The 15,956-nt window shown below is 42.4% G+C and carries 9 protein-coding genes; all 9 read left to right on the forward strand.

Annotated elements, in window-relative coordinates; all coding sequences use genetic code 11:
* Positions 1-33 precede the first annotated feature (33 nt).
* The 9 genes from R8O11_RS17430 (at position 34) to cas6f (ending at position 15,697) form a co-directional block, all read left to right on the forward strand.
* A complete protein-coding gene (locus R8O11_RS17430; RefSeq protein ID WP_213970518.1) occupies positions 34-1,644 on the forward strand; it encodes a type I restriction-modification system subunit M in 1,611 nt (536 codons plus the stop codon).
* Positions 1,641-2,834: a restriction endonuclease subunit S gene (locus R8O11_RS17435; RefSeq protein WP_213970517.1), complete on the forward strand. Its 1,194-nt coding sequence runs from the start codon at positions 1,641-1,643 to the stop codon at positions 2,832-2,834. Before R8O11_RS17430 ends, R8O11_RS17435 begins: the two co-directional genes overlap by 4 nt.
* A 34-nt stretch (positions 2,835-2,868) precedes the next feature.
* Positions 2,869-6,486 carry a DEAD/DEAH box helicase family protein gene (locus tag R8O11_RS17440; RefSeq protein ID WP_213970516.1) on the forward strand — a complete coding sequence of 1,206 codons (3,618 nt, stop codon included), beginning with the start codon at positions 2,869-2,871 and terminating at the stop codon, positions 6,484-6,486.
* Between the two features lie 11 nt (positions 6,487-6,497).
* Positions 6,498-10,187 (forward strand): reverse transcriptase domain-containing protein, encoded by a 3,690-nt coding sequence (locus R8O11_RS17445; protein WP_213970515.1) that lies wholly within the window; start codon positions 6,498-6,500, stop codon positions 10,185-10,187.
* An 8-nt stretch (positions 10,188-10,195) separates the two neighbouring features.
* Positions 10,196-10,627: a hypothetical protein gene (locus tag R8O11_RS17450; RefSeq protein ID WP_213970514.1), complete on the forward strand. Its 432-nt coding sequence runs from the start codon at positions 10,196-10,198 to the stop codon at positions 10,625-10,627.
* A gap of 119 nt (positions 10,628-10,746) precedes the next feature.
* Positions 10,747-11,955, forward strand: coding sequence for a TniQ family protein (locus R8O11_RS17455; RefSeq protein WP_213970513.1), 1,209 nt, complete (start codon positions 10,747-10,749; stop codon positions 11,953-11,955).
* Positions 11,956-11,957: 2 nt separating this feature from the next.
* Positions 11,958-14,045, forward strand: coding sequence for a type I-F CRISPR-associated protein Csy2 (locus tag R8O11_RS17460; protein ID WP_257897280.1), 2,088 nt, complete (start codon positions 11,958-11,960; stop codon positions 14,043-14,045).
* A 6-nt stretch (positions 14,046-14,051) separates the two neighbouring features.
* Entirely contained in the window at positions 14,052-15,083 is a 1,032-nt protein-coding gene (gene csy3, locus R8O11_RS17465; protein WP_213970511.1) for a type I-F CRISPR-associated protein Csy3, read from the forward strand.
* Between the two features lie 8 nt (positions 15,084-15,091).
* Positions 15,092-15,697 carry a type I-F CRISPR-associated endoribonuclease Cas6/Csy4 gene (gene cas6f, locus R8O11_RS17470; RefSeq protein WP_025577783.1) on the forward strand — a complete coding sequence of 202 codons (606 nt, stop codon included), beginning with the start codon at positions 15,092-15,094 and terminating at the stop codon, positions 15,695-15,697.
* Positions 15,698-15,956 lie beyond the last annotated feature (259 nt).

The following is a 15,956-nucleotide window of genomic DNA, read 5'->3' on the forward strand; positions in this document are numbered from 1 at the left end:
TAAGAGAGTAACAATTTATCAAAGAGAATCACCATGTTAACAGGCAAAATTCGTAATCAGATCGATAAGGTTTGGATCACTTTCTACACTGGCGGTATTACTAACCCAATCTCAGTAATCGAGCAGATCTCTTACCTACTATTTATTCGTCGTTTAGATGAACTGCAAAAGACTGCTGAACGTCGTAGCCAAGCAACAGGCCTACCGCTGGACAACCCAACCTTTGCCGCTGATGAGCAAGACTTACGCTGGAGTCATTTTAAAGACAAAGATCCAGACGTAATGATGGAAATCGTCCGTGATCGTGTTTTCCCTAAAATCAAAACGCTGCAAAATGAAGGTAGCTTTGCTGAGCACATGAAAGATGCGATTTTCATGATCCCGTCAGCCAAGCTATTAGATCAGGTCGTCCAGCTACTCAGCGCTATCGACATGAACGACAAAGACACCAAAGGCGATCTGTACGAGTATCTGCTAAGTAAGCTGCAACAATCAGGCGTTAATGGTCAGTTCCGTACCCCGCGTAACATCATCCAAATGATGGTCGAGCTGATGCAGCCAAAAGTGGGCGACACAATTTGTGACCCTGCTTCAGGTACCTGTGGCTTTCTTATGGCGGCGGTTGAGTACGTAGAAGAGCATCACGCTAAAGAAATGAATAAGCCTGAAAACCGTAAGCACTTTAACAACGAAATGTTTACTGGCTTTGATTTTGATAAACACATGCTACGCATTGGTGCCATGAACATGCTGCTGCACGGGATTGAAAACCCAAGTGTATATTACCGTGATAGCTTGCAAGACCAAGGTGAGGCAAATATCTCTGAAGCTTACAACCTGATCCTCGCCAATCCACCGTTTAAAGGCTCAGTCGATTTTGACATTGTTGCACCAGACTTGCTGCGTGCATTAGGTAAGAACCCAATAGTCAAGAAAACGGCACCTAAATTCAAAACCGAAACCGATGAAAACGGAAACGAGATTCAGGTTGAGGTCAAAAAGAAAAAGCCGACTGAAAAATCAGAGCTGCTGTTCTTAGCCTTAATCCTTCGCATGCTTAAAGTTGGTGGCCGCGCCGCAGTTATCATCCCAGATGGTGTGTTATTTGGTTCAACCAAAGCACACAAAACGATTCGTCAAAAAATCGTGCAGGACCAAAAGTTGGAAGCGGTCATTTCCCTTCCTTCAGGTGTCTTCAAACCTTACGCAGGGGTAAGTACCGCCATTCTTATCTTCACTAAAACTAACAGTGGCGGTACAGATAACGTTTGGTTCTACGATATGCAGGCTGACGGTTACTCACTGGATGACAAGCGCTCACAGTTGTTTAAAGATGGTCAACTACCAACTCATGAGCAAAGTAATATTGCCGATATCATTGCACGCTTTAAAACGCTAACTAACGCAGACAGCACACCAAATAGCGACAGTCCTGAACATAAGCGCAAGAAGACTGAGCAGAGCTTTATGGTTCCGGTAGCGGACATCACCAATAACGACTTTGACCTAAGCATCAACCGTTACAAAGAAGTAGTTTACGAAGAAGTGCAATACGATGAGCCGAAGGATATTTTGAAGCGCATTAAAACGTTGCAAGATAAGATGGCGAAGGGTGTTTCTGAGTTGGAAGGGTTACTCAAATGAAGCTAGTAACTTTAGATTCTGTTCTGACCTTTCACCGAGGGATAACTTTTAAACCTGATGATAGGGTTGAGGTTGGTAGTAGTGAGTCGGTAGTTTGTTTTCGCACAAAAAACATCCAAAAAGAGCTTGATGAAAGTGATCTTTTGGCAGTGCCGTCCAGTTTTGTTAAACGCGATGAATTATATGTAAATCAAGGTGATATTCTGATTTCAACTGCCAATAGTTGGGAATTGGTTGGAAAATGTGTGCGCGTCACAAAAACACAGTACAAGTCAACTATTGGTGGCTTCATTTCGCTGTTACGACCTAAAACTGAGTTAATTGATCCTGATTATTTATATAGATTTCTATCTATGGACGTGACTCAAGAGCGTATTCGTCACCTAGGTAAGAAAACTACCAATATTTCAAACTTAGATCGGGTGAGGTTCTTACAACTTGAAATCCCTCTACCCCCACTAGAAACCCAAAAGCAAATTGCAGCGGTACTGGAAAAAGCCGATCAGCTTCGTAAGGACTGCCAGCAAATGGAGCAAGAGCTAAACAGCCTCGCTCAGTCAGTGTTTATTGATATGTTTGGAGACCCCGTGACGAACCCGAAGGGGTGGGAGATGAAAGCACTCTCAGAGCTAGCAAGCATCGTTACTGGAAACACACCATCAAGAGCAAAGCCCGAATATTACGGTTCTGATATAGAGTGGATTAAATCTGGCAATATTAATACTCCTTCAGACTTTCTTACTGCCGCAGAAGAATACTTATCAGAAGATGGAAAGAAAGCCGGAAGAGTAGTTCAATCCGGTGCAGTATTAATGACATGTATTGCAGGGAGTCCTGATTGCATTGGTAACATAGCTATAGCTGATAGAGAGGTAGCGTTTAATCAACAAATTAATGCTCTCGTACCGATGGACAAAAAACTGGACACAGAGTTTTTATACGTCCTTTTAAAAGTAGCCAAAAAGATTATTCAATCCGCCTCAACTAATTCTATGAAAGGGATGATAAGTAAAAGTAAGCTTGAATCTATTCAACTTCCTTTCCCTAGCTACGCAGAGCAGTGTGATTTTTCGGCAATCTACAAGAAGCTACAAAAAGAGGTCAAAAAGCAAAACGAACAAGTGGTTGAAACTCAGTTAATGTTCGATGCCCTTATGCAAAAAGCCTTCAAAGGCGAGCTAAACCTATAACGAATAATAACAATATGATGTAAAAGGAAATTCAATGTCAGATACGGTTAACTCTTCGCCTAGTGCTGAAGGCTCTAATTTTGCGTTTATGGACGTTGCCCTTAACGGTGGCTGCGATGTATACACCACGCGTTGTACAGAAATTCAAACTCGTGCACAAAACGCAGAAAGAAACATCAAAACCGATCCACGTATCGCAGGCTTCTATGCTCGTAATGCACTGGAGTTAATGGTTGAAACCGTATTTGATATTGATAACTGGCTAGCCCGTCCTCGCCATGATGTGACCTTGATGTCACTCATTCATGATAAGGGCTTTAAGCAAAACCTCACCACAAATCTATTTCCTAAGCTCAAGTTGGTGATTAAGGTTGGTAACGAGGCCGTACACAGCAAAACCACATTGCCACAGCGTGATGCGTTGCAAGCTGTGAAAGAGCTGCACCATGCGTTGTATTGGTTTATTCGTACCTATACTCCCAACCTTGATCGCAGTAAGTTTGTTGTTCAGTCATTTGATGAAGCGCTTATCCCACAGCAAGTCTCAATTGATGCGGCTGTAGCGACCAAAGCACTAAGCAGCATCAAAAGGGTTCAAGAGCTAGAGAAGCAGCTAGAGCAAGAAGACAAAGTAGAACGTGAAGCTTATCTCAAGCAGCTAAAAGAAAACGAGGCGCTAAAAGCAGCAAACCAAGCCTTACTTGAACAGATCGAGCAAGCCAAGCAAAGTGCGGAAAAAGTCACGGATACGCACAACTATAACGAGGCAGAAACTCGCACTTATCTTATCGATGTACTTCTACACGAGGCTGGCTGGAAAATAGAACATAAGCGAGACCGTGAATACCCTGTATCAGGTATGCCAATTTCTCAGGCCAACCCTAATGGCAATGGCTTTGTTGACTACGTTCTATGGGGAGATGACGGTACAGCGTTAGCGGTTGTTGAGGCAAAGTGCACTCATCGCCGAGCTGAAGACGGGCAACAACAAGCGAAGCTTTACGCTGATTGCTTAGAAAAACAGTGTGGTGTGCGCCCCGTTATTTTCTATACCAATGGCTATGAGACGCATCTGTGGGATGACCATTTTTACCCGCCACGTCAAGTTCAAGGCTTTTACACCAAAGGCGAACTTGAGCTTATGGTGAAGCGTCGTACCGACCGCAAACCTTTCTTTGAAAATGGTATGCCTAACAATAACTTGGTAATTAACAACGAGATCACCAACCGTCACTATCAAAAGTCAGCCATCACCAAGCTATTGCAAGACTTTGAGCTAGACCATGAGCGCAAAGGGCTATTCGTTATGGCAACGGGTACGGGTAAAACTCGTACTGTGATAAGCCTTGTCGATTTGTTGGTGAAGAACGATTGGGTTAAGAACATCCTGTTCCTTGCCGACCGTAATGCACTGCTCACCCAAGCCAAGAAGAACTTCGTTAAGCTACTGCCTCGCGTAAGTTGTTCTATTTTGGACTCCGGTCAGAGTAAGAACAATATCGATAGTCGTTTGTATTTCTCGACATACCCGACCATGAAGAATCTACTGGATCGTGGCGCAGATGAGCGACCATTTGGAGTCGGTCATTTTGATTTGATTGTTGTCGATGAAGCGCACCGTTCTGTCTACTCTAAGTACCGCCAAATCTTCGAGTATTTTGATGGCTTCTTAGTGGGGTTAACAGCCACACCAAAAGATGAAGTTGAAAAAGACACTTATGGCATTTTTGACCTGCAAAAAGGGATGCCAACCTACGCTTATGAAGACGACAAAGCGTATGACCAAGGCTACCTTGTACCACCAACTAAGATTTCTGTAGCAACCAAGTTTCTACGTGAAGGAGTTAAGTACAAAGACTTATCACCTGAAGAGCAAGAAGAATGGGAAAACAAGGCTGAGCTAGAAGATCGAGATGAAGTCTTACCATCCGAGGTAAACAAGTTCTTATTCAACCAAGATACTGCCGAGAAGATGTTTGCTCAGTTAATGAGTAAAGACGACCGTGGCGGTATTCATGTCGAAGGTGGTGATGTTATTGGTAAAACCATCATCTTTGCAGCCAACAATGATCACGCGGTTTTCCTTGAGAAAATGTTCAATAAAAACTACCCCAAGTGGGCTGGCAAGCTAGCGCGAGTGATCACCTTCAAAGAAACTTATGCTCAAAGCTTAATTGATGAATTCAGTGGTGATGAAAACGAGCGTAAAGACTTTGACCCGAAAAACCCTACCTGCCGGATTGCTATTTCGGTCGACATGCTTGATACCGGGATCGACGTGCCAGAAGTGGTTAATCTAGTGTTCTTTAAAGTGGTGCGTTCGAAGGTGAAATTCACCCAGATGATTGGCCGCGGAACACGTTTGTGTAAAGACCTGTTTGGTCCGAATGACGATAAGAAAACCTTCAAGGTGTTTGATTACTGTCAAAACTTTGAATACTTCGATGCTAACCCTGAAGGTATTGCTGTAGGAGTCGCGAAACCTGTGACTCAACAGGTATTTGAGAAGCGCGTTCTACTCAGTACATTACTTAACAGCAAGTTGAATAATGAAGAGTTTCGAGAACAAAACCCAGAAGACTGCGAGCGCTATTCTGAGCTAAATCGTTACCAACTGGACATGTTGCACCACATTGTCAGCGGGATGAATCTCGATAACTTTATTGTCAGACCGAAGCGTCGAGCGATTGAGCCGTTTTTAGACCGTGAGCATTGGGATAACATTGATGACGCTAAGTTTACTGAGCTAGAGAGCCAGATCTCTGTACTACCGACGGAAGCTGAGGCGTTTAACTCTGATGAGCAGCTTAATCATTTATCACATCGCTTTGACAGTCTTGTGCTGACTATGCAATTAGACCTTTTAGAAAAAGGTATGATTTCTGAAATGAGCCGAGGTCGTGTGGTAGAGTTTGCCGAGCAGTTAGAAGCCAAATCAACGATCCCAGCAGTACAAGCGCAACTACAACTGATTCAAGATATCCAGACTCAAGAGTTTTGGCAAGATATCCACTTAGTCACGCTGGAAGAGCTACGCCGTAAGTTGCGCAATCTCATGTTTGCGTTGGACAAAGATAAAAAAGAGATGGTGTACACCAACTTTGAAGACGAAGTACAAGGTGTCCACAACGTGACCAACGTGTACAAGAACCCAAGCGTTGATTTATCCCAGTATCGCAAGAAGATTGAGCTCTATATTCAAGATCACCAAGACCAATTAACCATCCAAAAGCTAAAGCGTAATAAAGCCATCACACAAGCGGACTTAGATGTTTTAGAAGGCTTGTTACTGGAAGCTAGCGGTATGAGTGATGTGGCAACGTATCGCGAGAAAATCTTACAAGAGAAGCCTCTAGGTACGTTTATTCGTGAGCTTGTTGGCTTAGATATGAATGCGGCAAAAGAGGCATTCAGTAGCTTCCTTGATGAGGAGGCTTACAATGCTGAGCAAATTCAGTTCGTCGATCAAGTGATCGACTTCCTCGTTAATAACGGCATCTTAGATATGTCGCAACTCTTCGATCCACCATTCACTGATAACCATGGCGAAAGCGCCTACGGCTTCTTCGATGAAGGGACTGTGGTGGAGCTATTTGGGGTTATTCGAAAAGTGAATGCGAATGCAGTGGTTGCAGAAAGCCAGAGTGCTTAGGTTTATAAATTGTGAAATTATTAGATAAGAAATACTACAATCTCGAGCCAAATGCTGAGTATCTAAAAGACCCCTTTATCCTAGGACTAGCATGGAAGAAAACAGATAGCTTTATTCGAATCCATAATTGGTATGCGGACCTTCTAGAGTTGGACAGGTTCGCACTTGATATCGGTGACGAAGTAAAGATTTGGTCAGGTGAAATTGATAGCTGGGAGTTAGTCAAAAGTCATATCGAGTTAATACCGGCCCCTAAAGCTGCAAATTGGTTCATTGATAAGGGAAAGTGGACCCAACACAGCGACGACAGAAAGTTACGTCCTTTGGCTGATATATGCGTCAAAGACCAAACTGTTGCAACAGCAGTAACGATGTGTCTTGCTGATTCGTTAGAAACTAGACAGAAGGATTGCTCGTTAGTCGACAGTGATTATTCTGAGCATATAAAAAATAAAATTTTCAATTACGGTAATCGGTTACTTTGTGACTGGGAGAATGAAAAGGCTAGGTTTCGCTGGGGCGGTAGTGAGTTTTATCGAAAGTTTTCTAATGATTACCGTAGTTTTTTGCAAAGGCCTATTTCTATAGGTAGAGAAGTTTTCCATAAAGTTAGTGAACTCGATGATGTTTTTATTGTTAGTTTAGATTTGTCTAACTTTTATGGTTCTATAAAACCGGACTTGTTAATCGCAAAACTGAAAGAAATAGCTTCGAAGCACTATAATAAGGAATATTCAGAACACGATTCTTTTTGGAATTTAACAACTCAAATTTTAGATTGGGATTGGTCTGATAAGTCTTTAGAACTACTAGGAGCTCTCGGAATACCCGAAGATATCGGTCTTCCTCAAGGGTTGGCGTCGGCGGGAGCATTAGCTAATGCATACCTTATAGATTTTGACGAGATGTTAGGCTCAAAGCTTCACTCAATGATTGAAGATAGTGATATCCTATTACATGACTACTGTCGTTATGTTGATGATATCCGATTAGTTGTCTCCGGTGAGGCTCTTACAACTGACGAAATAATGAGTTCAGTTCATGAACTAGTGCAGGAAATTCTTGATGAGACTTTGGAGCATGATGCTTGGGAAGAAGGGCAGCAGTATCTAACTATCAATGAAAACAAAACGCATATTTTCGCCCTATCTGATCTGGATAACGGAAGTAGCTTAACAAACAGAATTAATGAAATTCAAAATGAAGTTGGTGCGTCTAGTGTTCCAGAGCGTAATGGGCTAGACACCAATATACCAGCGCTTCAACAGCTACTGCTGACTGAACAAGACGATTTTTTAGGTGATGTAGAGGGATTACTACCTGGAATTCATCACGATAAGTCGATCAAAGTGGAATCTTTACGCCGATTTTCTGCCCACAGGCTAGAAACTACCTTAGCAAAAAAGAGTAAATTAATTTCTCCAGCAGAGCTGAGACAATTCGAAAATGAATCTGCGTTAGTTGCAAAGCGCCTATTGAAAGCTTGGCTTAAAGATCCATCTATAATGGTGCTCTTCCGAAAAGCAATAGCGGTAAATCCAACACTCGATATTTATAGTAATGTATTGAATATGATCTTTGAGCGGATTCGCGTTAATCGCAATAAGCGCGATAGGCACATTATGCTCTATTTGTTGTCAGATATATTCCGCAGTGTTACTGATCTTTACCGTAGTATCGAGCCAGATAGGCTTAGTGATTTCCAAAAGCTGATTGGAGAAGTTACATCAATTGCACAACGGTTACTTAGCAGTAAAGCCTCCTTACCTAGCTACGCTTATCACCAGGCCCTACTGTTCTTAGCTGTTGTCAACAAGCCTTACATAGTAAGTGATAAGGCTTCCCAGCCTCTTTCACGATTACAAAATGTTTTGATGAAGCAACATTTAAGTAGGTTAAAGAGTAGTGATGGATATCTATTTGAACTTTCTGCTCAAATTTGCAATGACTATCAAGCGAGTGCTGCTTTTTTACTCTCACATTCAAATCAGAAGAAAGCTGTTGACTCTATTATTAAAAAATTTGCATTTCGTGGAGGGAAATTTTGGAGTGCACTTTGGAAAGAGATGGTCAAAGATCAGGACAGCTCTAGAGTAGAAAAGTTTAAATGGGCAATACCAAAACAAGAGTCAAAACCTTACGGTGCGGAGCACTACCTATCATCAGTTATTAGCTTTAAAGACAATCCGTTCAAATATGAACATGCTTTATTGAAGTTAGGAATTGCACTAGTTGATGCTATTGAGGGTGGCGCTAACCATTGCTGGAGAGCCGATGGAAAGCGATATTCACCCCATGAAATCAGGATCGAGAGCAATAGCCACTCTTGGACTGAACTTTGGCGCCCTAACATAAAGGTTACCTGTAAAGTCGGTAAAAAAGGTCAGGAGCCTAAAGATCCTCGTTACAAAAGCCCTAAATGGCTGGTTAAGCGTCAGCATGGTATAGACGAGCAGAAACTCTATTGGATCTGTAGTGTATTGCGAAGCTCTGCATTAGGTGATATCGACTTTACGCAGCGCAAAGATTTGACCATCGATGATACTAGGTATCACGGAATACGCTCACAGTGGTATAAGCGACGCATGGGCATGTTACATACACCAGAATCAATTGTTGGTTCATATGGAACTATAAGTGATTGGTTTGCTAGTCTCCTTCAACATGGTCTTCAGTGGCCGGGCTTTTCATCTTCCTATTTGGAGGAAAAGGATATTTTAGCTATTAATTGTCTAGATGACTTTAAGCGTTGTTTACAGAAGAGGTTGGTGGATCTAAATGCGCAAATATGTACATCATCTAATGTACCGACTTTACCTACAGTCGTTAAACGCCCTGAGTTAGCTTCTAATAAATTTAGAATAGTAACTGTCCAGCAACTCTTCCCTAAAGATAAACACTTTCACCCTTCAGATGTGAAGCTAGATCACCCTGATATCCGTTGGAAGCATAGGGAACACCTTGCAGAAGTTTGCAAACTGACAGAGCAGACTTTAAGCACGAAGCTAAGAACAGAGTCTAGGGAGTATAAAAGCACGGCTGACTTGATAGTGTTTTCTGAGGTTGCGGTACATCCGGATGATGAGGATATAGTAAGAGCACTTGCTTTTAGAACTAAGGCTATCATTTTTGCTGGATTCGTCTTTACTGAGCAAGATGGCCGTATAGTCAACAAAGCTCGTTGGATTATCCCAGACTCCTCTGAATCGGGAGTTCAATGGCGTATTCGTGATCAGGGTAAATTTCATATGACTAGTGATGAAATTATTTTAGGGGTTCAAGGATATCGACCATCTCAGCATGTCATTTCTATTGAAGGTCACTCCGAGGGGCCGTTCAAGCTTACTGGCGCGATATGCTATGACGCGACGGATATAAAGCTCGCTGCCGATCTTAGAGACTTGACAGATATGTTTGTCATAGCGGCTTACAACAAAGACGTTAATACGTTTGACAACATGGCTTCCGCGCTTCAGTGGCATATGTATCAGCACATTGTTATTGCTAATACTGGCGAATATGGTGGCTCTACAATGCAGGCGCCTTATAAAGAGAGTTACCATAAGTTGATTTCGCACACTCATGGGGCAAATCAGATAGCGATTAGCACCGCTGATATTGACCTTGCTGCATTTAGACGAAAGGTAAAAGAATATAAAGAAACAAAAGCGCAGCCTGCTGGCTTTGCTCGAAAACATTAAGAGGTTTTATGGATACATTAGTTAAGCTAGCTACAATTTTTTCTCCTTTAATAAGTGCTGGTGTTGCTATTTGGGCTATTTGCGTTGCAACTAAGACCATTCAAGAAAACAAAGAGATTGCGAAAAAATCTGTCGCTGATACTGCTTATCAAACATATCTGCAGCTAGCGATGGAGAATCCAGATTTTGCTAGGGGCTATAAAGCTACCTCAGAAGACGACCCTAAATATGATCAGTATGTGTGGTATGTAGCGAGAATGATGTTTTGTTTTGAGCAGATTGTAGAAGTTGAGGGGAACCTCAAAGATAGCTCTTGGTACGAAACTCTAATTAAACATGTTGGTTTTCATTTAGAGCACTTTGACAAATCAAGCGCGGTAGATCAAAAGTTGTATATTCAACCTATTTTAGATCTAATTGTCTTGAGTCATAAAGACTAATTAGTATTGGAAACGAGATCTTACGCAAATAATAATATTAAAAGAGAGTTTGTTTTTTGGCCTTTTTGTAGATTGTTATCACACTAAAACTTAGATATTCTAAGTTTTAGTGGTGGCATGTGAATAAGGACATTCAATTTTACGCTGACGAATCGCTCGAAAGCTTCTTGCTGCGCTTATCGCAAGAGCAAGGTTATGAGCGATTTTCTCATTTTGCTGAAGACATCTGGTTTGACACGTTGGATCAGCATGAAGCGATTGCTGGTGCTTTCCCCTTAGAGCTCAACCGAGTCAATATCTACCACGCTCAAACCACAAGCCAAATGCGGGTGCGGGTTCTTATCCACCTTGAGAACCAATTAAAGCTCAACAACTTTGGTGTACTGCGCCTAGCGCTATCACATTCAAAAGCTCAATTCTCACCTCAATACAAAGCTATACATAGATTCGGTTCTGATTACCCTTATGCTTTTCTTCGCAAACGCTTCACGCCTATTTGCCCTCTGTGTATTAACGAAGCACCCTATATTCGCCAGCAGTGGCAATTTATCTCTCACCAAGCCTGTGAACATCATGGTTGTAAACTGATTCATCACTGCCCTGAGTGTAAATCGAGATTTGAATACCAAAGTACCGAGACTATTAGTCAGTGTGAATGCGGTTATGAACTCCGAAACTCGCCAGTAGAGGATGCGCCAGAGGCTGAGGTATTGGTCGCTCAGTGGTTAGGAAATGAATCAAAACCCTTGGGATTATTGAAAGCTGAAATGACGTTATCCGAGCGTTATGGCTTTTTATTTTGGTATGTAAATCGTTATGGCAATATCGATGACCTCAGTTTTGAGTCATTCATCGAATACTGCGGCGCTTGGCCAACGTCATTGTGGCAAGACCTCGGTGCTTTGAAAGAGAAGGCAGAGCACGTTCGAATAAAAAATTGGAACAAGATGTTTTTCAATGAAGCTTTTGGTGCTCTGCTTAAAGATTGTCGCCAGTTACCCAGTCGGCAGTTGAGTCACAATATCGTGCTTGCACAGGTGTTAGCTTACTTTACAAAGCTAATGTCAACAGTGCCCTCAAGCGCCAAAGGAAATATCGGTGATGTACTGCTCAGCCCCTTAGAAGCTTCTACATTGCTTTCTTGTACAACAGATGAGGTATATCGCTTGTATGAGTTTGGTGAGATCAAAGCCGCTATCAGGCCAAGAATGCATACAAAGATTGCGAGTCATGAATCGGCGTTTACTTTACGAAGTGTCATCGAAACAAAGCTGACTCGAATGAGCTCTGAAAGTGATGGTTTAAGTGTGTATCTACCTGAGTGGTAATTATGACGAAATTAAGTGACTTATTAGCAATTGAAGACGAGACAGTAAAGCAGTCTGCTTTAAAGAAGATGTTCATGCCCTATGCGGAAGATGTTTGTGTTGAAGGGTTTGAAAAAGAGGCGTTAACGATCTTGCTCAATCTCAGTTCAAGCCATCAATCAGATAGATGCTCGGATTGGTTGGATATTACCCGCGCTAAAAGGCATTTAAAAGCGGCTGAGAACCTAGACGTATCCCTTGACGAGATCAAATGGTTCCACACTCATAATCTCAAGTTTCCAGACTGCCGAGTTAAAGATCAGCGGATAGTTGCGCAGCCTCTTACGACAACCGAGGCATTTATTTCAAGCGCAGTATTAGAGCAACGCTTGGGGTGGGCGCATAACTCTGCGGTGTATCGTCATACATTGTGGCTATTGAATCCTTTTAGTTGGCTATCACAGGCCGTATGTATTTTTTCACTCATACAGCAAGAAAGCCCTGTTTGGATTGAGTTGCTCAAAGAATTTGGTTTAAGTGCTAAGTCACTTGCTCGCTTAAAACATACAATTGAAGAACAGCTCCTTGATAATCATTTTCCCGATAGCGTCAGTCCTTACAGCAAGCAACTACGGTTTCCGTGGGGGGATGATTATGTTTCGGTGACTCCAGTGGTTAGCCATGCTATTCAGAGCGAGTTAGAAGTGAGAGCGAGAAGTCGAGAAAGTAAGCTTCGCTTTGTGTCTTCGTCACTGCCAAACTCTGCAAGTATCGGGAACCTATGTGGCAGTTTAGGTGGGCATATGAAAATCCTAAACTACCCGCTAGACGTTAAACCAGCGCAGGGTGGGACGTTACCTGAAAGTCGCAAAAAGAGTGGTCACTACTTTGATGACTATCAGGTAACTAATGCCAAAATTTGTCAGGTTTTAAGTCATCTAATTGGTTCAGAACCATCAAAAACACAGAAGCAGAGGGAGAGTGCTCGTAAGGTTAGAAGTAAGATATTGCGAAAGCAGATAACCCTTTGGATGCTTCCTTTAATTGAGTTAAGAGATATAGTTGATGCTGACCCTAATCAACAGCAATTGGAACATGATGACACTTTAGCTCAGGCCTTTTTGGAGCTACCAGCATCGGACCTAGGCTCTTTAGCTAGTGCGTTTAATCGCGGCTTACATCTCACGTTTCAAAATAATAAGTATGCCGCCAAGTTTGCCTATCACCCTAAGCTTATGCAGGTCGTTAAAGCCCAAATTGTTTGGATCCTCGAACAAATCAGTAAACAAAATGGTAATGAAGATAAGGTAACGGGCGAGCAGTATATCTATTTGTCATCAATGAGAGTGCAAGATGCTGTGGCGATGAGCAGCCCTTACTTGTGCGGTGCACCCTCTATGACGGCTGTTTGGGGTTTTATGCATCGCTACCAAAGAGAGTTTAATAAGTTAGTTAATTGTGACTCCCTGTTTGAGTTTTCGAGTTTCTCTTTTTATGTCCGAAGCGAGAACATTCAACTGACAGCGAAGCTTACCGAACCCAGCTCAGTCGCCAAAGTTAGAACGGCTTCAAACGCGAAACGACCTACCATTCGTAGTGAACGATTGGCGGACCTAGAAATAGACTTAGTTATCAGAGTTCATAGTGATAGCCGTATTTCAGATTTTAAGGCCGCGCTTAAAACGGCTCTTCCCGTTGCTTTCGCCGGAGGGGCATTATACCAACCGCAGCTATCGACGCAGATTGAGTGGCTCAGGACATTTACCAGCCGAAGCGAGCTTTTCCATGTCATAAAAGGGTTACCAGCATACGGGCGATGGTTATACCCAAGTGAGAGCCAGCCGAGTAACTTTGATGACCTAGAGCGTTTGGTGACTAAAGATGCTGATAATTTGCCAGTTTCTATTGGCTACCATTTGTTAGAACGTCCAACTAAACGGTGCAACTCAATAACCGATTGTCACGCCTATGCAGAGAATGCGATAGGGTTAGCTAAGAAAGTGAATCCGATAGAAGTACGTTTTAGTGGAAGAGATCACTTTTTAAACCATGCCTTTTGGTCGATAGAATGCAGTAGCGAAACTATTCTTATAAAAAACTATAGGGATTAATCGTTTATGGAACTTTGCACTCAGCTGAACTACGTTCGATCACTCTCTGCTGGCAAAGCATATTTTTACTATCTATCTAAAAGTGGTGAGATGTGCCCCCTTGAAATTGATAGAACTAGGTTGCGTGCACCAAAAGGTGGTTATGCAGAAGCATATAAAGGTAGTAAGTTCGCAGAAAAGAATGTTGCTCCGCAAGATTTAGCCCACTCCAACCCTCAGTTCATCGAAGAGTGCTATGTAAAACCTGGTGTTGACGATATCTACTGTGCATTCTCCCTTCGAATTCGAGCCAACTCTCTAACTCCGGATACCTGTAGTGATGATGAAGTGCGCTCTAAACTTTCGTTACTCGCTAAAACATATGAAGAACTCAATGGGTATCAGGAGCTCGCTCATCGATATGCGAAAAACATTCTGCTTGGTACTTGGCTTTGGAGAAACAGAGAGTGTCGAACATTGTCGATAGAAGTGACCACCAGTGATTCACAAACCTTGATTGTAGAAAACGCAACAAGGCTTTCTTGGTATGGTCATTGGGATGAAGCTTCAGCAGAATGCCTAGAAAAACTTACAGCTTATTTGATGCGAGCCCTATCTGACCCGACCGAATATTTCTACATGGATGTCAAAGCTAAAATTGGAGTTGGTTGGGGGGATGAGGTTTACCCAAGCCAAGAGTTCTTGGATGATCGAGAAGATGGTGCTCCTACTAAGCAGTTAGCTACCGTAGAATTATTGAACGGAAAAGAAACTGCTGCTTTTCATGGTCAGAAAATTGGTGCAGCGTTGCAATCGATTGACGATTGGTGGCATGAAGAAGCAGATAAGCCATTAAGAGTGAATGAGTATGGAGCTGACCGAGAGTACGTTATAGCAAGGCGACATGTTTCCTATGGAAATGACTTTTACCAGTTAGTCAGAAATACAGAGAATTGGATTGAGACAATGACAGCTTCTCAGAGCATCCCAAATGACGTGCACTTTATTATGTCGGTCTTGATCAAGGGTGGGCTCTTCAATTGTTCCAAAGCGAAGTAAGGATGACTATGACGAAGCGTTACTACTTCTGTATACGTTATACCCCTGTTCAAGCCGACTATGAGCTGTTAGCAGGGCGTTGTATATCTCAAATGCATCTGTTTATGGTCAATAACCGACAAGCCATGAATAAAATAGGCGTGAGCTTCCCCGACTGGAGTGATGTTACGGTTGGTCAAACCATAGCCTTTGTTGCCGACGATAAAGAGATGATGATAGGACTCTCTTTTCAGCCCTATTATTCTTTGATGGTAAATGAAGGTTTATTTGAGGTCTCCAGTGTATGTGAGGTTCCAGACAATGCTTTAGAGGTGAGGTTTACCCGTAACCAAACGATTGGGAAAAGCTTTCTGGGTTCCAAGAAACGTCGAATCAAACGTAGCATGGCGAGAGCCGAACTACTTGATGCTGGAACATCATTACCAGTCACTAATGAAGAGCGTGTCGTCGATAGCTTCCATCGAATACCAATCTCCAGCGGTTCATCTGGAGAAGATTATATTTTGTTTGTGCAAAAGGAGTTTGTCGGTGAGCGCGGTGCAGCAAACTTTAATAGCTATGGTTTAGCCACCAATCAAGAAAGAAAAGGCACGGTACCTGAGTTACATTTTTGACCCTTTTTCTAAAGCTGTTTTTAGAGAAATAAAAACAAGCACTTACAAAAGTACGAAGAAAAAGGGCATTTTGATGAATTGTGACTTTAAGCACGCAGAATCAGATGGTTAGAGACTATATTGTACAGTGTCCTGCCGCATAGGCAGCTAAAAATAACTAGTAAATACACTCGAAACATCATTATTAGTGTCCTGCCGCATAGGCAGCTAAGAATAGGTCAGGAAGAAAACAACCGACCTGCTGAACAAGCAGTTAGAA

Source organism: Vibrio sp. 1288, from assembly GCF_033344475.1.

Bases quoted from the DNA above. Each gene is read 5' to 3' on its own strand.
- R8O11_RS17430 (WP_213970518.1), top strand. From the start codon at position 34: ATGTTAACAGGCAAAATTCGTAATCAGATCGATAAGGTTTGGATCACT.
- R8O11_RS17435 (WP_213970517.1), top strand. From the start codon at position 1,641: ATGAAGCTAGTAACTTTAGATTCTGTTCTGACCTTTCACCGAGGGATA.
- R8O11_RS17440 (WP_213970516.1), top strand. From the start codon at position 2,869: ATGTCAGATACGGTTAACTCTTCGCCTAGTGCTGAAGGCTCTAATTTT.
- R8O11_RS17450 (WP_213970514.1), top strand. From the start codon at position 10,196: ATGGATACATTAGTTAAGCTAGCTACAATTTTTTCTCCTTTAATAAGT.
- R8O11_RS17460 (WP_257897280.1), top strand. From the start codon at position 11,958: ATGACGAAATTAAGTGACTTATTAGCAATTGAAGACGAGACAGTAAAG.
- csy3 (WP_213970511.1), top strand. From the start codon at position 14,052: ATGGAACTTTGCACTCAGCTGAACTACGTTCGATCACTCTCTGCTGGC.
- cas6f (WP_025577783.1), top strand. From the start codon at position 15,092: ATGACGAAGCGTTACTACTTCTGTATACGTTATACCCCTGTTCAAGCC.